18 protein-coding genes are annotated in these 18,935 nt (G+C 58.6%); 8 read left to right on the forward strand and 10 right to left on the reverse strand.

What is annotated here, in order from left to right; translation table 11 throughout:
- The first annotated feature begins 222 nt into the window (after positions 1 to 222).
- From AB7531_RS12350 to AB7531_RS12375, 6 genes are all read left to right on the forward strand, one after another.
- On the forward strand, positions 223 to 606 hold the full coding sequence (locus AB7531_RS12350) for a response regulator transcription factor (protein WP_063981918.1): 384 nt from the start codon (positions 223 to 225) through the stop codon (positions 604 to 606).
- Between the two features lie 694 nt (positions 607 to 1,300).
- Positions 1,301 to 1,585 carry a hypothetical protein gene (locus tag AB7531_RS12355; protein WP_135217041.1) on the forward strand — a complete coding sequence of 95 codons (285 nt, stop codon included), beginning with the start codon at positions 1,301 to 1,303 and terminating at the stop codon, positions 1,583 to 1,585.
- 334 nt (positions 1,586 to 1,919) lie between these two features.
- A complete protein-coding gene (locus AB7531_RS12360) occupies positions 1,920 to 2,558 on the forward strand; it encodes a response regulator transcription factor (RefSeq protein ID WP_063981920.1) in 639 nt (212 codons plus the stop codon).
- Between the two features lie 156 nt (positions 2,559 to 2,714).
- On the forward strand, positions 2,715 to 2,972 hold the full coding sequence (locus AB7531_RS12365; RefSeq protein ID WP_354102877.1) for a response regulator: 258 nt from the start codon (positions 2,715 to 2,717) through the stop codon (positions 2,970 to 2,972).
- Positions 2,973 to 3,210: 238 nt separating this feature from the next.
- Positions 3,211 to 3,921 (forward strand): potassium channel family protein, encoded by a 711-nt coding sequence (locus AB7531_RS12370; protein WP_135217039.1) that lies wholly within the window; start codon positions 3,211 to 3,213, stop codon positions 3,919 to 3,921.
- Between the two features lie 188 nt (positions 3,922 to 4,109).
- Positions 4,110 to 4,373, forward strand: coding sequence for a hypothetical protein (locus tag AB7531_RS12375; RefSeq protein ID WP_084795033.1), 264 nt, complete (start codon positions 4,110 to 4,112; stop codon positions 4,371 to 4,373).
- A 273-nt stretch (positions 4,374 to 4,646) separates the two neighbouring features.
- Here AB7531_RS12375 and AB7531_RS12380 read toward each other — a convergent pair whose 3' ends face one another.
- Complete coding sequence (locus tag AB7531_RS12380) at positions 4,647 to 5,924, reverse strand: L,D-transpeptidase (protein ID WP_244623479.1); 1,278 nt, start codon at positions 5,922 to 5,924, stop codon at positions 4,647 to 4,649.
- 251 nt (positions 5,925 to 6,175) lie between these two features.
- On the opposite strand from AB7531_RS12380, the gene AB7531_RS12385 reads away from it, so the two are divergent.
- Positions 6,176 to 7,330: a transglycosylase SLT domain-containing protein gene (locus AB7531_RS12385; protein ID WP_245328591.1), complete on the forward strand. Its 1,155-nt coding sequence runs from the start codon at positions 6,176 to 6,178 to the stop codon at positions 7,328 to 7,330.
- Positions 7,331 to 7,875: 545 nt separating this feature from the next.
- Here AB7531_RS12385 and AB7531_RS12390 read toward each other — a convergent pair.
- The 5 genes from AB7531_RS12390 to AB7531_RS12410 form a co-directional block, all read right to left on the reverse strand.
- Positions 7,876 to 8,073 carry a hypothetical protein gene (locus AB7531_RS12390; RefSeq protein ID WP_063986200.1) on the reverse strand — a complete coding sequence of 66 codons (198 nt, stop codon included), beginning with the start codon at positions 8,071 to 8,073 and terminating at the stop codon, positions 7,876 to 7,878.
- Positions 8,074 to 8,204: 131 nt separating this feature from the next.
- Positions 8,205 to 8,438 (reverse strand): hypothetical protein, encoded by a 234-nt coding sequence (locus AB7531_RS12395; RefSeq protein WP_063981921.1) that lies wholly within the window; start codon positions 8,436 to 8,438, stop codon positions 8,205 to 8,207.
- Between the two features lie 866 nt (positions 8,439 to 9,304).
- The gene (locus AB7531_RS12400) at positions 9,305 to 9,940 is read right to left on the reverse strand and encodes a response regulator transcription factor (protein ID WP_063981922.1); all 636 of its coding nucleotides are present in this window, start codon (positions 9,938 to 9,940) and stop codon (positions 9,305 to 9,307) included.
- A 642-nt stretch (positions 9,941 to 10,582) separates the two neighbouring features.
- Positions 10,583 to 10,834 carry a hypothetical protein gene (locus tag AB7531_RS12405; RefSeq protein ID WP_063981923.1) on the reverse strand — a complete coding sequence of 84 codons (252 nt, stop codon included), beginning with the start codon at positions 10,832 to 10,834 and terminating at the stop codon, positions 10,583 to 10,585.
- Positions 10,835 to 11,200: 366 nt separating this feature from the next.
- Positions 11,201 to 11,965, reverse strand: a complete 765-nt coding sequence (locus AB7531_RS12410) for an outer membrane protein (protein ID WP_063981924.1) — start codon at positions 11,963 to 11,965, stop codon at positions 11,201 to 11,203.
- Positions 11,966 to 12,997: 1,032 nt separating this feature from the next.
- Between AB7531_RS12410 and AB7531_RS12415 the strand changes: the two genes are divergently transcribed.
- The gene (locus AB7531_RS12415) at positions 12,998 to 13,261 is read left to right on the forward strand and encodes a hypothetical protein (protein ID WP_084795037.1); all 264 of its coding nucleotides are present in this window, start codon (positions 12,998 to 13,000) and stop codon (positions 13,259 to 13,261) included.
- Between the two features lie 641 nt (positions 13,262 to 13,902).
- Here AB7531_RS12415 and AB7531_RS12420 read toward each other — a convergent pair.
- The 4 genes from AB7531_RS12420 to AB7531_RS12435 all read right to left on the reverse strand — a co-directional run bounded on the left by AB7531_RS12420 (position 13,903) and on the right by AB7531_RS12435 (position 18,688).
- Complete coding sequence (locus AB7531_RS12420; RefSeq protein WP_063981926.1) at positions 13,903 to 14,364, reverse strand: hypothetical protein; 462 nt, start codon at positions 14,362 to 14,364, stop codon at positions 13,903 to 13,905.
- Positions 14,365 to 14,443: 79 nt separating this feature from the next.
- A complete protein-coding gene (locus AB7531_RS12425; protein ID WP_063981927.1) occupies positions 14,444 to 15,127 on the reverse strand; it encodes a helix-turn-helix domain-containing protein in 684 nt (227 codons plus the stop codon).
- Between the two features lie 1,682 nt (positions 15,128 to 16,809).
- Complete coding sequence (locus AB7531_RS12430) at positions 16,810 to 17,208, reverse strand: hypothetical protein (protein ID WP_244623476.1); 399 nt, start codon at positions 17,206 to 17,208, stop codon at positions 16,810 to 16,812.
- Positions 17,209 to 17,923: 715 nt separating this feature from the next.
- On the reverse strand, positions 17,924 to 18,688 hold the full coding sequence (locus AB7531_RS12435) for an outer membrane protein (RefSeq protein WP_063981930.1): 765 nt from the start codon (positions 18,686 to 18,688) through the stop codon (positions 17,924 to 17,926).
- Positions 18,689 to 18,935 lie beyond the last annotated feature (247 nt).

Below are 18,935 nucleotides of genomic sequence, written 5' to 3' on the forward strand. Positions count from 1 at the left end.
AGGTCCCCCTTGGGCAAATGAGCGACATCCCAGTTTTACCCCCGAACATGAAAGAGGCCGCCAACTGAGGCGGCTGTCAGGCACAGCGTAATGGCCAAAAGCGACCGCGCGGCGTGCAAAGAGTTCCAAGCCGTCGGAATCGAAACTGATGGTCCATTTGGACGTTGGCACACCGAGGAAAAAGTACGTCTGTGGCGGGAACCATGAAAATGGAGCAAACGCATGTCGCAGGGAAACTGTGTTTACGTCGTTGATGACGACGTCACGCTATTGCAAAGCTTGGGGCGACTGCTGCGGTCCCTCGGCTATACCAGTTTATTGTTTCCCTCGGCGGAAACTTTCACCAAGCACGACGATTTTGACAAAGCCGCCTGCATCCTGCTGGACATCAATATCGGCGAGGTTTCCGGCATCGAGGTCGCTCACCGTCTCAAGGCGGCAAACGTCTCGGTGCCTATCATCTTCATGACGGGAAACGACCAACCCGTCCTTCGCGAGGCAGCGCATCGATCCGGCTGCCTCGCGTTTCTCACCAAGCCATTCTCCGCTACGGCACTGGCGCAGTACCTACAGCGCGTTCGCCAGCGTCCGGCAGAGGACACATGATCGCGTGAGCCGTGGCCGGTGCGATGGTGAGTGCCAACATACGCCGGATGGCCGTTGATCGTCCGGGGGGTCCCTCCGTGCGTTACTTACTAGATTGAGGACGTTGGCCTATGATCTTTGGCCGCCTCATGCTTTCCCGTCTAAGCTCGCTTTCAAAATGATCAGCCCAACCTTACTCAGGCGCGTGCGGATGGTTGTGGATGCAGCCGTCGTGACGGCCGTCTGTGGCTCGTCCTCGATCAGTTCGTTCGCGAGGAGTTTCCAGAGCACGCGCGGCGAGACGCCATTGCGCTCGCTCTTCCAAGCGCTGCCGTTCGGCCCATAAGTGCGAACACTTTCTGGTCATTGGTCGCGATCATCGCGCGACGAACCGCAGGCGTGAGCTTGAATCTCTTGTGCTCTGACTGCCCCATCAGGCAAGCAAGAAAGGAGATGCCAGTTAGTTTGTGTTGATTCAAATCAAACGACCGCTTGGGGTCAAGATCGGACGACCCGGCCTTGCGGCGGATGTCTGCTTTGCCCCGGTGAGCGACGTAATGGCATGACTGTCTCGGTGATGACACGCTGGCGCGGACTGTCGCGCCCCCGGCCGGATTTCCTCCACCAGTGCCGCCGGTCGTCAACGATCAGCATCTTTGCAATTCTCGATTTTTGAGTTTCATTTGCTGAATTCTCGTTTTTGAAAGGCCGCGAGATGCCGCGTGATCTGTTCGAGGCAACGATGCGGGGCTGGGCGCGGCTCAACCCATCCCAGCGCGAACGGTTTTTCCAAGCGGGCTTGCGGGCGGCGCTGCGCCTTGAGCGGCAGCAATTCCGCGAAATGGCTCATGCGGCGGCTGATCGAGCCCCGCTCGCCGCGCCGGTCGATCCGAACAGCTTCGCAATTTCGAAGTACGACATTGCGGTTCTCATGAGGTCAGCGCGCGAAACACCGGGCAAATCGTCTCCGAAACGCAACTCGGAAAACCAAAAATGCTAATGTCTTCAAATGCTGCCGTCGCGCGGTCCCCCCACATACACACGCCCCTCAGAGGACCCCAGTGCTGAATTGCGCGAATGCGGGACCCAAACGCAACGGAGGCCAGCCGCTGGGGTACACAGCCTGTAACTCCGGTCTGGGCAAGGTTGCCGGCAGCATCGCCGGGTCATTGTCATCACGTCAGGCGACGGGACGGCAGTCAGCGAGGCATCGGGTTGGCACAAACTGCATAGTCGCGTTCGGACTGACAGATCAGCCATGCCCCAAATGAGCGTTAAACGATACTTACACACTTTGAATTGCCCGGTACCCTCTTTGCAACGAAAGGGGACCGGTGCAGGGGCTTGTGCATATTGTTGACGACGATCCGTCCTTTCTGACGGCGATGGAGCGTCATTTGAAGCACGCCGGTTATGAGGTCGCGGTCTATGCGTCAGCACAGGCGTTGCTGGACCGACTGCCGAGCGACAGTGTTCCGAGCTGCATCCTCCTCGACGTACGGATACCTGGCATCGACGGTCCAGCACTGCAAAAGCGATTAAACGAACTCGGTTCGACGCTGCCGATCATATTCGTCAGCGGTCATGTCGATATTCCGCTCACGGTGCGCGCCCTAAAGGAGGGCGCGGAGGATTTCCTGACAAAGCCGGTAACGTCCGACGGCCTTCTTACTGCAATTGAACGGGCGTTCGCACGCCACCGAGGCTTCCGCGAGCAACAGTCCAGGCTGGATGTTGTTCGCGCCCTCATCGCCAAACTAACGCCGAGGGAGCGGCAAGTATTTGAACTCATCGTTGCCGGTAAGACCAATAAGCAGATCGGCAGCATCTTGGGTACGACCGAACGCACCATCAAGGCCCACCGCCAGCAGGTCATGGAGAAAATGCAGGTTCGGACCTTGGCTGAACTTGTGGCGGTTGCTGAACGAGTCGGTGTCATTGGCGATAAGCCTAATAGCGGACCTATGGCCTAGGCCAATTCTCAACCATTTTTCAAGTTATTGGCCTATGGGACACTTGTGTCAGACTCCCGAATGCCTATTGGTTCTCGTCATCACTGGGTCGCCAGCGGCTACCATCGGTGACTGAGAGAGCCGGTGCGCTCCCGCTTGTCATCGGAGCGCAATCCAATGGGTAGAAGCGACCCTGTTTTGGTGGTCGATGACGATCCCGGAATGCTGCGAGCCCTCAATCGGCTGCTATGCCAGCATGGCTTCAAACCAATCCTCTTCTCGTCTGCCGAAGAGCTGGAGCAGCACGCCGACATCGCCAACGCACTCTGCATCATCTTGGACATCAACCTCAACGGGGGGTCGGGGATCGACCTCCGGCATCAACTCAAAGCCAACGGCGTTGCGGTCCCCGTCATTTTCATCACCGGCAATTAGATTCCTTCCGTTCGCGAGGCCGCACTGCGGTCCGGATGCGTCGCATTTCTAACTAAGCCGTTCTCAGCGCACGAGCTGATCGAGCCGCTCAAACAGGCTGCGGCAGGCCACTAACCCATTCACTGAGCGCGCCTGGGCTTGCTCCCGTTCCCTTGATCTAGGTCAACGAGACTGAACTTTCGTCCTGAATTGTACAAAGGTGCAGCGCTGCGGTCAGCGCCAGGCCTTAGGAACATCGATGAAGACGCCCGTAAGCGAGCTGCGCCGTTTGCGCGGAGAACGCATTGACTGGCTGCTCTCGGTGCTCACGGGAGTGCTGGCATTACTGATTTTTGTCTTCGCCCCGCTACAAGCAATGGGCATTACCGCCTTTCACCTGTTTGCGGATGGCCTGTTGCTAGCGATCATCGTCAGCATGGTGATCATCTCCAACAATCCGACTGCTCTCGTTCTGATGTCGCTCGCGCTCGTTTTCAACGTCGCCGTATTCTTCCTGCGCATTTACTACCCAGTACCGTACCACCTTCACATTTTGGCCGGCGCATGGCTGGTCATCGCCTGCACGTTAGGTGTTGTCGTGCTTCAGGCCGTATTCAGGCGAGGTCTCGTTACATATCACCGAATTATCGGAGCGATCCTTCTGTACCTTTTAATTGCGGTGGCCTTTGCAACGCTGTTCCTGTTTGTAGGGCTGGCGGCTCCCGACGCAATCAAGGGAATAGCTTTCGAGGACGATCATTCGGTCGCCGCATCGCTTTTTTACATGAGCTTTGTCACACTTACATCAACCGGGTATGGAGACATCGTTCCGGTACATCCCTTGGCACGAAGTCTCTGCAACATCGAGAGCGTGATCGGTCAGCTTTATCCGGCGACCCTTCTGGCGAGGCTCGTTACCCTCGAGCTCAGCAGCACCGGCTCGGCGCGTAAGCCCACCCCTACCGCCTGAGCCGCAGGAGCTGCACCGACACGTGTGCGCTGCACTCGCGTCCTGTGAGGTTCCCCGCGTCGCTAGGCAAACACTCGGTTGATCTATGTCAACGCCGGCGCTCCTTTGGCGGACACGCTGCGTGCAGCCGCACCGGAGATGGCGTCCGTGCATCTGTTGCGCAGGCACGAAAAAGGAAGACCCGCACCATGCATTCCAAGAAGCGTCTTTCGATCAAGTCAGCGACTGTTAGCGGGATTGCTGCTAGCGCCCTCCTGGGCCTTGCCGGTCTCACGCTCAATCCAGCGCCCGCCAGTGCAGTGGTCTACTGTCAATACACTGAGTACCCAGCTGGTTGTGTTGCCCGGGCGGGCGTCGTACTCAGGCCTCGCCCGGTGGCGCGCGCTGCGGTCCGTCACAACGCTGGTGGCAATATGAATGGTGGAGTCAATCGCGTGGGGGCGAGGCGGTAAAGGTCTTGCCTGTGGACGCTTGGTCACCCAGGCCGGCGCTCTTGTTCCCATAGTCCCGACTCTGCACCAAACGACACGCGTATCGGCAGCCAGATCAGTGTTTGAGGCTATCCGCCAAGCTGGTTGCCGGCCCATTTGCGGAAATCGCGTGACTCAGAACGCACCTCGCGCCCCTTTGGCTTAGGTGCGGACATCAAGTTGCAGCAGAATTGCGGTCGAACAATTCAGCGGTTGCGCAGCAGCGTCGCCTTGTTGGCGGGTCGCGTCGCTGCATCAATGCGTTACCACGATAAAATCCGTATCTTTTCCCGTCTCGTGGCTAATTCCGTAGTCGGAAACAATCAACGAAGAGGCCGGCGTCAGGAGTTCAGAGATCTTCTCAACCGTATCCTGTGGCATTTCGATGCGGTTGAGCGCAGCGTTGGCTTTGTCGGGTAACGGTCCCGACACGGGTTGCTTCGCGGGCGCTTCTCGCCCTTTTGTGGCAGCCTCGGATCTACGGGGCAATTCCTCTGGAATCGACACGACGCTCCAGCGCATAGCCGTTCCCTCCTTCTGGAATTCCATTGCGGTAAACACGTGCGTTCCCAGCGGCTCCTCCGGATTTTCGATCTTGACCGGGACATCAAACAAGGGCGTGAAGCCCTGACGCACGAACAGCTTGCTCAACTTACGACTGACGAAGATGGAGATCGGGACAATCTTTTTAGGCGCGCTTGCGGCGGGAGCCGAGCCCGGCACCTGGAGATTGGCGGCTTCTGGAGTCTCGGCGTTTGACACCAGTGTTCCCTGCGTTGCCGCGGCTGCACCGATGCTCTTGGTTGCGACGGTGGCACTCTGGAGTTCGGACGAACCGGACGCGGCTTTCGGTTGAAATAGATGCGGATTGGTTATCTCGACCGGCTGGACATCACCATGCGCAATGATCACGCGCGTGCCGCGCTTCGTGAGGTGCCAGAGTCGAACGGCGAAATCGTTGTTCAAACGGATGCAGCCGTGTGACGCTGGATGCCCAGGCACGACACCGGCGTGCAACGCTATCCCTGACCAGGTGATGCGTTGCATGTAGGGCATGGGGGCGGCGCTATAAATATTTGAACGGTGCCATCGTTGTTTGCTGATGACGCTGAACACACCGAGGGGCGTCGGATGCCCCTCCATTCCCGTGGACACCGAAGAGCGTGCAATCAGCACCCCGTTGTCAAAAAGCGAGACCCGTTGGTCTGCTATCGAGATGATGATCTGGAGCGGGCCCTTCGGAAGGGGCTCCGGCCGAGCGCTCTTTGGCGTTTCAGAGTTTCTCTGCCGGTGGTGGTGCTTGTGCTTGTACGGAGCGTATTGGCTTCGCCAGAACGTGTGTTGGGGTCCAAACAGAAATTGAGCGTGTGCGATCCCCGGAGGGAGCATGGAAATGGCGAATACAGCAGTTGCTATCGTGCGCCGCATTGCTGGTAATTTCTTAACGAGCATCGCCCGGTCCCAATAGGCGCAATTCCTCTTTTCGAGACGATGCGCGAAGCCGACGCCTGATGCGTCATCCTGACAGCGCATCAAGCCTCTCCTCCAAATCTGGTCGCAGTGGGTCGAAAATGGGACCGTACTCACGATTACAGTGCGAGTTGCCGTTGAGGCGGGCACAATGGCTTGCGGTCGACGCGTTGCAATCGGGCAACATGCTTTGGAAATATCGACGAGCGGCCGTTTCCGCCATTGCGCAACGCACATTGATCCCAAGAATGAGGCTCTTCGCATGCTTGGCTTTTCTACACGGCTCCGGCGGAGCCTATGGAGGCGACAGCATCATGAACCCGCGGCGATTTACGATAGTGGCGCCGACCTTTTGCGGAACGGTCGTTCTCGCGGGGTGGATCACTGGCTGGCTGGCTGGCTTCGGTTCGGCCGGCACCGAGAACACCCGCGCAGTGCCAATCGAGGACCGCGCAGCATCTTTCGCCGCCAACGCCAGGCTCGCGGATGAACCGCAGGCAATCGCAATGGACAACGCCGTTGTCGCTAACACCGTTGTCGCTAACACCGTTGTCGCGAACGCCGCTGTCGCGAACGCCGAAGTGGCGACGGCCGATGAATCCGCGGCAGGGATGACCACCGACACGACGGCGGCATCAGATAAGCCGGACTCGATCGTCGTGGCCGCGTTGCCCGATCCGTCGCAGATGCCGTCGGCCGATTTACCGCCTGTGCAGGAATCGGTGGACTTGGGTCACCGTTATGTCGCCCAACCGGCGCCGACAATGTGCGATGCACCCGGCGGTGCCTCCAGCAAGGGGCCGCAGGATTTCCGGTATCTCATTTGTTATGTCTGGTCCGAACTGCCGCCTGCCGAGAAGCCGGCGGCGATCGTCTTGCGTTCGTTCAAGGACATCCCGGTCGGAACGCCGGTGGAAGAGATCAAGCGCGCGTCCGACGCTTTCGGTCTGGATTTCACTTTCATGAAGGCGGTGGCCAAGGTCGAGTCCGGTTTCGACCCCAAGCAACGCACCGGGTCGTATATCGGGCTGTTCCAGCTGAGCAAATACGAGTTCAGAAAGTTCGGCTCCGGAGACATTCTTAATCCCCGCGATAATGCCGTTGCGGCAGCCTACAAGGTCATCACCGAAGGCATTCTGTTCGAGTGGGTGACGCACAGGAAGTCGGACTTGAACGATCTTTACTTGATCCATCAGCAGGGCTGGGAAGGCGCCGCGGAGCACCTCAGTCAACCCAATCGCATCGCCTGGAAATCGATGTGCGCCACCAGCGAAGGTAGGGAGAAGGGCGAAAAATGGTGCAGGCGCGCGATCTGGGGCAATACGCTTCCAGCCGTCAAAGAGGCGTGGAAATCGGTAGAGAAGCTGACGTCGGAGGCGTTCGTCGGAATGTGGCGCGAGCGGGTTGCTCATTTCCAATCGAAATACATGGGCACCGCGACCGCCGCCGCCGAACGAGCGCACCAGTAAATTTCCGTTGAGTGGTTGGCAGGAGTTGCCGCACCCGCGGGCCGAGCGGGGCCTCACCGCCGCGGCGGCATGTGGTGCCGCTCATCGCTCAATGGTCGCGCTGACGCACTTTACGTCGTCAACGACGCTCGGATCGTTCCTACTGAGCGCGAACGAGGTGATCGATCCGGTGCCGATGTCTGCTTGTGGCTCCTTTTCAGACCTGCCGACTGCTTCTGAGGATGTCTGCTGTTAGCGGGGATGGGCGGAAGAACTTTGTTGATGTATCCGACCCGCAACGCGTCGGCAGTCGGCATCCCGAACGCCGCACAGATCCGAGGCTTGCCCGGTGCGAAATCGCGGGCGTTCGAGAAATGATCGAAGCTGCTTCGTCTAAATGGTCCGGCCAAGGGAGCGGGCAACCCAAAGGGGAGGAAATATGCCGGAAAGCATGCTTGTTTTCGCCAAAGCCCCTACGAAGAATGCTCCTAAGTAACACGCTGGTGCAGGCTCGCTTGCGCCGTCCTCGCTCTGATAAGGCTGGGGTGAGATGATGCTAATGGGATCTATTTCGCGCCGTCGGGTGCGTTCGGGTTTCGACCTGCGCCAACGGCGCTCTCCACTTCGGCCGCGAGCACTTGAAGATGGTCAGCCAAGCGAGCGAAAAGCTCGCGCTTCTTGGGGTCCGTAGCAAGGTCCCGGATCAAAGCGCATTCCGCCGCATCCACTCGCAGCTTCTCTAATTGCGTTGTCATGTCCTTCATGGACCGGTCCTCGAATAGCCGGCCTACCAGTTGCAGTGGCGCGAGGAACATTGTAGCCAATTTCGTGAGAAGGCTATTGGTACTTGGGGCGCTATCGAACAGGATGCACTGCAAAAATCCAGGACGCGCCTTTAGAGGGGCAGTTGTGCCTGATCTTCGGACCAATCGATGATCTCGAAGAACATGCCTCGTCGCAGCATTTCGGTTTCTAGATTTGCCGCGTGCGCCTTCCAATCTGATGTTTCACGAACCTTGAAGCGAGGCTGTTCACCGGCAGCCTTCTGAGCGTCGTCCGACGCGAGAGCCCCCCGAATGCTCTCGTACATCATCGTGAGACTGTCGTTCGTGAAAGCTCGATAGTCCATCAGTGCAACCAACAAAACGGCCGTCGCCGGGTTGAGGTCAGCGACGGCTCTGTGTGAGTTCGTGATGATGATTATGCGCTAGTCGGGCCGATGATGGAGATTTGCGGTTATCGGGCCGTTTACTGAGACGCTGGGGTCTAGTCCGCCTGCCGCCGTCGCCGCCAATTAAGGCTTGTCTGGATGCACGTCAAGCCGGCACCCATTCGACTCCGACACCGTAATTTCTACGACCCGCCGCCTTCCACCTGTTCCCCATAGAGCCAAGTATGGACGCGCGACGATGGAATAAGTTGTTTGGGAGAATGCGGATTGATCGTGCCGGCAAATAGCGCCAAACCACCTAGCCTCGTTATAGCGAACGCCTTTGCTTCATGTTCTGTTGCAAACGTCTTTGTCCCGCGAGGGCTGCGGCTTTTTGGCAGGATGCCACGCTTCTGAGCTTCAAAGGTAACGTACCAAGTCGGCGTCATTTTACCCCCGGCTAGATCCCGAGTTCAAGCTTCGAGCCTTGTCGCACGCACATGCGCCGGACCATTCGCCGCCCATCGGCGGCCTAGTTGCAAACCACGTTGTCGCTCCTGCTCCGCGTCCCCGTCCTCGATCATCCAACGTTTAAGCGGCCCCGGCGAGGACTTGCGCCCGCCCCGGGGCCGAGCGCGCTGCCGCCGATCTTGGGGGCCTAGGGCTCTGTGAGAGATCTAAAAAGCGCGTTGTTAGACAATCACAGGCGGAGTGTTTGGCTATTGCACTTTGTGTCAATAGGAAGAGTTAATGCCTGATTTCACGGACGAAGACGCAGCCGAGTTTTGCTGGGTCCAATGAGCGCGTTACTCCTGTCAAACCGCTGGAACCGCTTATTGGTTCGTCTAAGGCAGGTGAGGAGACGGCCCGTTCGGGCGATAGCCCATACGCTCGGCAATGGCGACAAGTTCCGCCAATGACTGGACCTGCATTTTTTCCATCACCTGATGGCGATGTGCCTTAATCGTACGCTCGGTACAGCCTATAGCGTACGCGATTTGCTTGTTGATCTTGCCCTGAACCACAAGCTCGAACACTTGCCGCTCACGCGGCGTTAGTGCCGTGACACGAGCGCGAGCCGCATCCAGCTCCTCCTTTTTGGCGCGCGTGACTTCGTAACGAGCGAACGCGCACTCAATTGCGCGAAGTAGGTCGTCGGAAGATGCGGGCTTGATCAGAAAATCTTCTGCGCCCGCCTTGATGGCCTGTACGGTGGTCTGGATGTCGGGAAAGCCCGTAAAGAATATAATCGGCAACGTCGAACCGAGTTCGTATAATTGCGCCTGGAGCTCAGGACCGCTCACTCCCGGTAGTCGCACATCGAGGAGAATGCAGCCGGGTCTACAGTCGTCCGGTAGTCGATCCAACGACTGCTCAGCCGACGCATAGGTCGCCACTTCGTACCCGGCGAGTTTGAGGCGACGTTCGACTGCTATTCGGAAGGCACTGTCGTCATCCACAACATGCACAAACCCCAACACGTGACTCCCCAAGACTTACGTCAGCCGTGACCTAGAAGAGCGCAGTGACGAGCAGCAGCTCTCGCCCAAGCTCCGCCGCGATGAACCAGCGACCGATCTCATTCCGAGCAGGATATCCCACTACATGGGGAGGTAGGTCTGACGGTTTCTAACAGGAGAGCTGCGATTCTAGCACCGTGATTGTACGGGTCATGTCGGGCGGCGCATGAAGGCACGCTTTGCCCGCATGAAGGGAGAGGAAAAATTCTCGAATGCGCTATGTTTTAGAACGCTGCTTTCGATGGGCGAATTTGGAAACGAGTGCAGCTAGACTTGTGCCACGATCTAGAGAGTAACCTCGTGACCGCCAACGATGGGGGTACAAGGCGCTCGGTTCCGCATCGAGCGTACGTGCTGAGCCTAGGCTCGTGACAGACGCGCAGCTCGCCTTCGCGAAAGCCGCCAACGAAATGATCGGATACGTCCGATGGCGGAAAGCGCGCGCCTCTTTGCCAAAGTTGGCTTGCATGAACTCCAACGTCTGAGTTCGCATGTCGGGCCAGTGTAGACACTAAGCGAGCTCATCTTCGCGCGGGTTGCCGGTCCGATGCGGAGAAGTTTGCCGACGGGCAGCGACCGCCGGTCCACCACCGCTTGAACGACTTAAGTCAAGCGGCTGTCCGGTCCTCTGAAAGGATCGTGGTGCACTTCATTTGAGAACGAGACGATCAATAGTTCGAGCTTCGATTGCTCTTCACTCAAGCGCCTTTCGACAAACTGGCGCTCGACCTCTGTCACGCTAGTCTGCAATAAGTGGCGATAGCGTTGAATATTGTTGCGGTGTGCACGCGCCAACTGGTCGTCAATCATCATCGCCTTCCTTGACGCTACTGTCTCATTTCCTTTTTGCTTCATGGGTGAGGTGCCCCGAGGCAACATTCCTAGTCGTCGCTGGAGCAGAATATTTTTCCTCCCAACGCCGAAATTCCCCTTGGCCGGGGCTTTAAATCCTGGCCCTCCAATTCTTGCGCACTTAGATGACAGAAACAAGAAACGTTCGAAGGAACGTTCCCCGAATTTTTTTGCGATCTGTGAACCATTTCACAATCGCATCTGGTGCCGGTTCAATGTCGGCTGTCGTCGGTCAACCGGTGTCGAGCCGCACTTGTCTTGACCGCTGCTTCTGACCCTAGATATTTTAAGATGCAGCAAGCGCTTGGGATGGTTAACCCGCAAAAAAGCCCCGACGAACCGGGGCTTTGGCCTGCGCGACTGGTGTGATCAGTATCTCGCCGCGATCGGGGCACCGTATCCACCGAAGCGATAGTTCAGCCGAAGCGTGACCATATCCACATCTTGGCTGACGCCGCTCCCGGTCAGGGTGAACCCTCCGGGAGTAACCACGCCTGCGAAGCCGGAATTATCACGCCCCATCCAGAGGTGGTCGTATTCGATACCGAGCGACCAGTTGGGCGTGAAGCCGTATTCCCAGCCGACGCCCAGGGCGCCGCCCCAGCGCGTGTGGCCTGCCGAGGCCAAGCCGACACCGGTGATGTTGTTGAAGATATCGAAGCGATTGCGCGTCACGGCGGCGCCGCCCTTCACGTAGAATAGGGAGGCGTTCCACGCCCAACCGAGTTGCGCCGTCAACAACCCGATGCCGTCGATCTTGCCTGTGGTCGAGATCAATGGATCGATTAGACTGACGCGCGTGTTCTTGATGTTGGCCCAATCTCCCTGCGCTTCGAGGCCGAGCACAAACTGGTTGGTTTGCCAGCGGTACCCGATCTGTCCGCCCGCGAGGCCCCCGGAGCGATCGGCGCAACCACCTGCGACTGTTCCTGCGGGCGTCACGAAATCCACACAACCGTGGCTTTGCCCCCAACCGCCGTTAGCACCGATGTAGAAACCGGTCCAATCATAGATCGGCGCGACCACCGGGGGCGGGGCCTTGACGTAAGGTTTAGCAGCCAGATCAGCCGCTGACGCGGGTGCCGCCATGCTCACTGCCAGCAAGCCCACACCACTCAACAAGATCTTCTTCATTCTTTTCGCTCCATCCACGTTTCACCCGAACGAGCCGGCTGCGGGGTTCCGTCTTGGATTTGCGCACAGCGCGGGTCCGTTTCGGAGACGCCCCCTCGCGCTGGCGTGGGTAAAGGCTCGTGCCGTTGCCAGCGTCCATCGTCGGCGAGCGCATGCCTCAAGGTTGATTTAGATCAATAATCACACTCCGGAATATGGACCAGTTGCAAAAGGGCGGGAGACCGGGAGTTTGAGATATGGGTGAACGTTCGGAATCGATGGTCAGCCGTCGAGGCGCTCTTGCTCTTTGTGGATACGCAGCCGTGTTCGGGCTCGTGGCCTCGCCTGCAATTCTGGTGGTGTCAGATGCTGGCGCTCAGACCTCAACCGCACCGACCACGCCCGCAGCGCCTTCCACTGAGACACCGCAGTCGGGTACGGAGCGGCGTCAGGAACGACGCACGGGGCGCACCGAACGGCGTCAGGATCGACGGACAGGGCGAACAGAACGGCGTCAGGCGCGACGGACGGGGCGCACGGAGCGGCGCGAAGAGCGGCATGACGGTGCTGCCGAAGAGAAAAAGTAGCCGCGCGTCCACCAGCACGTCCCAAGAAACCAATTAGGAGCAAGAACATGAAAAATTCAACGGTGCTCGGCGCGGCCCTCGGTGCAGCGATGTTGTGCTTGGCGCCCGTGTCGTTTCACTGGTCACCAGAAGGGACTGTCGTTATCTCCGTCGAGAAAGCTGACGCTCGTGTCGGTCGTCCGCTCACACCTGGCAGCGTTGCGGGGGTTAATAGGCGAGTGCATAGACGCGCGTATCGGCGCGGGTACTATGGAGCTGCTGTAGGTGCGGCTGCCGTCGGAGCAGCGGCCACGGGAGCGTACTATCACCGCCGGCAATGCGGTTACTATCCATACCCCCCGTGCTATTGAGAGCGACGTCGCCTCCAGCGTTGACCTACGTCAACATCACCTAGTCTCCTTACCGCTCACAAACGCTTGGCCGCCCGGTGCATCTCCATCGGTTCGCGGCGAAAGGGAGGATCACCATGCATCGGACAAAGAGTCTCTCGATCAAGTCGGCGACAGTTGCCGGGATTGCCGCCAGCTTCCTGTTGGGGTTGGCGGGTCTCACGCTCAATCCAACGCCAGCCAAGGCGGTCGTGTATTGCCAGTACGTTGAATATCCGGTCGGGTGCGTTGCGAGGGCTGGCGTCGTGCTCAGGCCTCGTCCCGTGGCGCGCGCTGCGGTCCGTCATAACGTCGGCGGCAACGCAAATGGCGGCGTCAATCGCGTGGGAGTGCGGCGGTAAGGCACTGTTGGTCAGTGCCGCATTGTCGAAAAATGCAACCGCCTCAATTGCGGCAAGGGACTCAGCTATTGATTCGCTCGGTAATCCAGCGTTCGTCGGCTTGTCCAGCAGTCCCTTAGAACTCACACCTGGATCGGCCAACGATGGGGGTGCAAGGGTGCTTGGTCCCCCATCCGGGCGCCCTTGTGCTGAGGCCTAAGCCCCGCGCCAGACGCGCAACACGCCCTCGCGAAAGCCGCCGACGAAATGATCAGACGTATCCGCTGGCAGAATTTGGCTGAGATCATCGAACGAGCCGCTCACCATAGTCGTAAGCTCATGCGCCGAAGCATGCTCCGCCCAGCGGCGTCCCAATTGCAATCCGCGTTGCCGCTCAGCCTCTGCGTCCATCGTCTTAGCTACCCCACGTGTTAACCGGCCCCGGCGAAGTTGCTGACCGCGCCGGGGCCTTCTACGTTCTCGCCAATCTAAGAAAGCTTGGGGGCTGGAAAGATGGGCAAGGCGTGCCCCAGACAAGCAGAACCTGGGTGTTTGGCTAGTGCCCTTTGTGCCAATGCGACCGCAGGTATTGAGGTAGTTGGGGGCAAGAAGCTAAATGGAAAAATGTCAGTCACGATGCGGAGGGCCGGCATCCGTCAGTTCTATTGGCTGCCTCCAAGCGCACGCCCCAGTCGTTCCAGTTCAAGCGTGACGCAGAATAGCGCGAACAACGATACGACGAGTTGCAGTCCCCGGCGGAACATGAGCCAAAGATCGGCGCCCTGATTGATCTCCGGCAAATGTCTGAAGAACACGACACCGAATAGCGAGCCGCCGAAAATAAAGGCGAGACGCCCCAGAAACAGAAACAGGTGACTCAGGATCGGATTCGAGCGCGGAGGTGGGAGCGGAACGCGTCGCAGGCGATACCAATAGGCGACCTGCATCGCAATGATAATGACGGGCCTAGCAAGGTTATCGGACCGTTCGAACGGCAACTGCTCACCGGGATGGATTATCAAGTGCCTAAATTCGGGCAGGCCGTCCAAGATTATGAAGAGTGCTCCTGTCAGTTGAACCACGAGAAGAACCAAATAAACGGCTCTGGATTTTAGGTTCGTCATCTCGAACACCCGTCAACTCCGCTACGGCCGGCCGCACTTAGCCTGCTTCGAGGGCACTCAGCTTCGTCCTGAACTGGACCTAATCTGGTGGATCGAGGTTTGCCAGCCGCTCTCGGTCGAGAAGTACGATTTCCCGGTGACTACCAGCGGTGAAATCAAGTACGCCCGCTCCATGCAGCCTGGATAGAACACGACACACCGTTTCGAGTGCTAAGCCGAGGTAGTCAGCTATATCGCGACGGTACATGGGGAGTGCCATTGAGTTAGTGGCGGTCAGGCGCTTGTCCATCTCCAGCAAGAACGCGGCAACTCTCTCCGATGACGATTTACGGCCAAGCAGCAGCATATGATTTTCCGCGTGCTCGAGGTTGCTGGTAGTCATACGGAGTAGGTTGCGCGAGACAGCTGGATCGGTTTCGGCGACCATTTCTAGAGTTTGCCGTCTGATCAGGCGAAGCGTCGTCTCGACCACCGCCTGGGTCGTAAATCGATGCGTCCCACTGTTCTCCAGCCCGAAAATATCTCCGGCCAAATGGAATGCGCCAATCTGGCGTCGACCGTCAGAGAGCAGTTTGTAACTGCGCGCCGCTCCCCTGATTACTTGATAGACGTATTCGGCAGGTTCCTTCTCACTGAAAATTGCTTTCCCCTTTTTGTAGATCAATACACTCGAACTGACGCCCGGATTTGATTCGCTCGTGATGCCAAGGTCAGTGAGCGAATTAGGGCAGAGGGACCGCCCCGTAGTATTACGCACAAACATGCGGGCTACTCTTTTATTGATTTTTAGCCAATCGAATACGTCTCGGTGCGCGGAACGATAAGCTCCACCCCAAGGTGGAGTGAAGCATAGTATTTGGCGACTGACGCGATGGTACTGTACCAAGGGACAGTGGAGCATTGTCACTGTTGCCGTCAGCGCGGTTGTGCTCGCTGGCGTCGTGTATCGGTCTGGTGACGGGCCGCCGCATCGTGGGGCACGGCAAAGCCCCATAGCTGCATCGCGGCTTCTCCTGATTGTGTCGGCTTCCTTGCAATGGTGATGATCGTCTCATCGCCATCGGTCACACGACAGTGACACTGATGCGCACAAGGGGACAACGTGCCTACAGCTGAACAATGCCGCGCTTATGCCGCCGAGTACAAACTACGTGCCGCTGATCCGAGGAATTCACCCCGCCGAGCGACCGTGCTGACGAACATCTCACGGAGCTGGGCAGCGCTTGGGAGCCAGCTTGAGAACCTTGCAGAGATCGCGAAGTCGGAAGGCAAGTGAGATCGCCTCCCGTCAAAGTGGGCTGGCCCGTGCGTCCTCATCCGCACTTGGCGGCTATCGCTTCGTGACCCGCTTGTTGAGTGCTTTGCGCATCGCCGTTTCGTCCGCGATGAATTTCGAGACCTGATGCTGCTCAGCCTGGGTCAGCCACCGGGTCAGCTTGTCGGCGATCATGGCCCTCTCGCTGAAGCTTGCGTCCCGAGCCGGGTGGGCCACCGTCCATGCGATTAATGCCAGCTGGCGTTTGGTCGGACGCTGGCGTGATCGCGAGCTTATATTTGTTGACCGTTCTGCGGTCATTGGTCTCCCGAGGGCGTAGACCCTTCTAGTCGCGCAGCTTTTTGCCGAATTCCTCTTACTGTTTCGGTCAAGCTGGCACGAACTGCAGCCCCCTTGGGGCGCGGCCCGTTACGATTACCCATGTGGCGGGAAGTGCTCCTTCGGATCGCAGTCATTGCTGTCGGCATGCTGCCGGTGGCGCTGCTCTCTTTCGCGCTTTTTAGAATGTGATTAACGACGTTCATTGATCTGGCTCAATGGCGCAGCTGCCTATCGAGCGGCCTCCTCATGCGAGGAAGGCGCGTCATGAAATCGCCGTCGGTACTGGATTTACCAATCACTGGTCTGGGCATCAGCCGCGTTTGGTCTCGCGTTGATCGCATCGTTGACGTTGTGAAGCCGAATTGCAACCTCCGGAATAAAGCGTAAGATTCAAGTGATTTGCGAACTCGTGGAGGGCATCGTGGCAGCGCCAGACCTCGTTTTCAAAGTCGCCATTATTGGGCTGAGCGTTCTTTCAGCATCTTTCGCGTATACGCTGGTGCTGGGTCTGTAACGGCGTCCCAGAGGCCGGCCTCGCAGAGGGCAATCTTTGTCCTTCAGAACGGTAACTTTGCGGGTTGCCAGGCCTCGATGTCACGTCCATCGCCGGTCAATGCAGCGCCAAGATAGTCGGCGGCGTTGAACTGGAGGACCCAGCCGTCAGCGCTGGCGTCGACATGCTGGCAGCAGCCATAGTCGCGGTGTAGTTCAGGACGTCGCGGGCGCCGGAGGCGCGCATCTCACCGAAGGTGATCTTTTGAAGGCAGGTTCGTCACGGTTCCCGCTCGCGCTTTTCTTCGACGTCATGAGCGCCATTGGTCGAGGAGCGATAAGGTAGTCGGGAGCTCTTATGCCGATCTGCGCGTTCGTGCGACCCGGCGTTGGATGCCGCGGCGACGCTTGTGCTCTTCTAGACGACGTTGCGGGGGCGGGGGCGGCGAGGCAAACTCGCTGGCCGGCAGATTCTCGATCAGCTCGCCGAGCGTAAGATCTTTAGATACGGTCGTAGGTGGCTGCTCAACCGCCGAGAGCAAGTCCCGGCCCGCGTCCGTGATACGCCACTCGCCTGGCTCGCGCGCGATCAGCTTTTGGCCGAAGATATCGAGGTCTGGTGCCCGCGCAGCCAGAAGCTTCATGCGACCGGTCCACTCGGGTCCGCTGGTGTAGAAAAGAGCCAGGTGTTGCTTGACGACGTCAAGACTGGCCCGGCCATCGGGCTGGCCGGCGAGGATTTTGAGTATCGACATCTGAAAGCTCACGTCCGCCACCAGTACGCGACTACCAAACTATCGGACTAACGTAGCGTGTGCATCGGTCGTGTCTAGCGCCATCTTCTTTATGAACGGAGCGACCGAAACTCGGCGGGGTAAAGTAAAAGCGGGGCCTGATTGCTAGCCATTCTTAGATTTTCCGCAGAGGACTTGCCTCGGTTTTCCTTCTCTTTGTAGCTGACATTGGTCCCTTCGTTGAGGGTATTTCGCTCCGCAGTGAGGGCGTCCGCCAACAATCTGTCGAGCACCCGCCGGTCCTCGGCGTCGGCCTGGTGTGAGCCGCCGGTGATGCCGGCGCGCCTGGCCCGGCGCTGTGCGCCGACAGCCTCGATGAGGCGATCGCCTGGCTCAGAGGACACTGGCGAGGGCCTGGCGCAGCCGAGAAAAAACCCCGGCCTTGGGTTTGGGGCAGGCCGGGGCTTGGAGGTTGTTAAGGCCAGGCCTCGGGCTGAGGCTCGAACGCGCATCGACCATCGATGACCTTGCGGCGCCTTTCAATTGCCCTTATGGACAGGCTTTCCCGCGCCATGCAAATCGCGATCTTGATCCTCAATGAGGCAGATGCTCGGCGTTATCGGCGTCTGCACCGCCTGAGTGGTCCTACCGGCTTTTTCCTAAGCGGGACCGCCGCGTTGTCGAGAGATAAAGAAAAGCCCCGGACGACGCCGGGGCTTAAGTTCGCTGGAGGAAATCAGTAACGCGCTGCGATCGGGGCGCCATAACCGCCGAAGCGGTAATTGAAGCGCAGCGTGATCATGTCCACGTCCTGCGTGATCCGGTCGTTCACAAAGGCGGCAAGTCGCGGATCAGCGACCGTGAACGAATTATTCCGGTGCCCCATGAACAAATGGTCGTATTCGACGCCCACCGACCAATTCGGGGTGAAGCCATACTCGTATCCAACACCAATGACACCACCCCAGCGGGTAGCGCTTTGCGCGGCGAGCTCGGTGCCGAAGGCATTATCGATGACGCTTAAGCGGTTGTCTGTCACCGCCGCGCCGCCCTTCACGTAGAACAGTGACGCATTCCAGGCGTAGCCGATCTGGCCGGTGAAGAGGCCGATGGCACTGGTTTTGGTGCGAGTGGAGAGCGAAGCATCGATCAGGCTGACGCGCTGGTTGCTGAGATCCGCCCAATCGCCCTGGGCTTCCAGGCCAAACACCCACTGGCTGGCCTGCCAGCGATAACCGAGCTGGCCGCCGATGACGCCACCGGACCGATCGCGGCAGCCGGAAGCTACGGCTACGCCGGCCGCGTCAAGGAAATCCACGCAGTTGTGGTTCTGCGCCCAGCCACCATTGCCGCCGATGTAGAAGCCGGTCCAGTCGTAGATCGGTGCCACGATCGGAGGCGGTGCCTTGGTGTACGGACGCGCCGCCAAGTCAGCCGCCGACGCCGGAGCGGACAATCCAACGGCCATCATCCCGACCGCAGCAACCAGAAATTTTTTCATACAAGTAATCTCCTCAGAAAGCAGTTCGATAGGGCGATAAGCCCCGCCCGACGAATCAACAGTAGTTCGTTCGCCCCGTGGTTGCTGTAGCCGAGCTGCAACACTCGCTTCGGATCACATCTTCAAATTGTTTATATCCATTAATGACTTAGCGGAACCAAAAGCCCTCTGGCGTGCATAACCCTGATTGCCCGAGACGCGCAAAATCACTCAGTGCACTGGTGGGAGCGACCGCCGCCAGCCTTCA

It is taken from the genome of Bradyrhizobium sp. 63_E2_N1_3, assembly GCF_052076005.1.
GTDB lineage: Bacteria > Pseudomonadota > Alphaproteobacteria > Rhizobiales > Xanthobacteraceae > Bradyrhizobium > Bradyrhizobium barranii.

What these genes read in the sequence shown, in the direction of transcription:
- AB7531_RS12350 (WP_063981918.1), top strand. Translation starts at nt 223, where the DNA reads ATGTCGCAGGGAAACTGTGTTTACGTCGTTGATGACGACGTCACGCTA.
- AB7531_RS12355 (WP_135217041.1), top strand. Translation starts at nt 1,301, where the DNA reads ATGCCGCGTGATCTGTTCGAGGCAACGATGCGGGGCTGGGCGCGGCTC.
- AB7531_RS12365 (WP_354102877.1), top strand. Translation starts at nt 2,715, where the DNA reads ATGGGTAGAAGCGACCCTGTTTTGGTGGTCGATGACGATCCCGGAATG.
- AB7531_RS12370 (WP_135217039.1), top strand. Translation starts at nt 3,211, where the DNA reads ATGAAGACGCCCGTAAGCGAGCTGCGCCGTTTGCGCGGAGAACGCATT.
- AB7531_RS12375 (WP_084795033.1), top strand. Translation starts at nt 4,110, where the DNA reads ATGCATTCCAAGAAGCGTCTTTCGATCAAGTCAGCGACTGTTAGCGGG.
- AB7531_RS12380 (WP_244623479.1), bottom strand. Translation starts at nt 5,924, where the DNA reads ATGCGCTGTCAGGATGACGCATCAGGCGTCGGCTTCGCGCATCGTCTC.
- AB7531_RS12385 (WP_245328591.1), top strand. Translation starts at nt 6,176, where the DNA reads ATGAACCCGCGGCGATTTACGATAGTGGCGCCGACCTTTTGCGGAACG.
- AB7531_RS12390 (WP_063986200.1), bottom strand. Translation starts at nt 8,073, where the DNA reads ATGAAGGACATGACAACGCAATTAGAGAAGCTGCGAGTGGATGCGGCG.
- AB7531_RS12395 (WP_063981921.1), bottom strand. Translation starts at nt 8,438, where the DNA reads ATGGACTATCGAGCTTTCACGAACGACAGTCTCACGATGATGTACGAG.
- AB7531_RS12405 (WP_063981923.1), bottom strand. Translation starts at nt 10,834, where the DNA reads ATGAAGCAAAAAGGAAATGAGACAGTAGCGTCAAGGAAGGCGATGATG.
- AB7531_RS12410 (WP_063981924.1), bottom strand. Translation starts at nt 11,965, where the DNA reads ATGAAGAAGATCTTGTTGAGTGGTGTGGGCTTGCTGGCAGTGAGCATG.
- AB7531_RS12415 (WP_084795037.1), top strand. Translation starts at nt 12,998, where the DNA reads ATGCATCGGACAAAGAGTCTCTCGATCAAGTCGGCGACAGTTGCCGGG.
- AB7531_RS12420 (WP_063981926.1), bottom strand. Translation starts at nt 14,364, where the DNA reads ATGACGAACCTAAAATCCAGAGCCGTTTATTTGGTTCTTCTCGTGGTT.
- AB7531_RS12425 (WP_063981927.1), bottom strand. Translation starts at nt 15,127, where the DNA reads ATGTTTGTGCGTAATACTACGGGGCGGTCCCTCTGCCCTAATTCGCTC.
- AB7531_RS12430 (WP_244623476.1), bottom strand. Translation starts at nt 17,208, where the DNA reads ATGTCGATACTCAAAATCCTCGCCGGCCAGCCCGATGGCCGGGCCAGT.
- AB7531_RS12435 (WP_063981930.1), bottom strand. Translation starts at nt 18,688, where the DNA reads ATGAAAAAATTTCTGGTTGCTGCGGTCGGGATGATGGCCGTTGGATTG.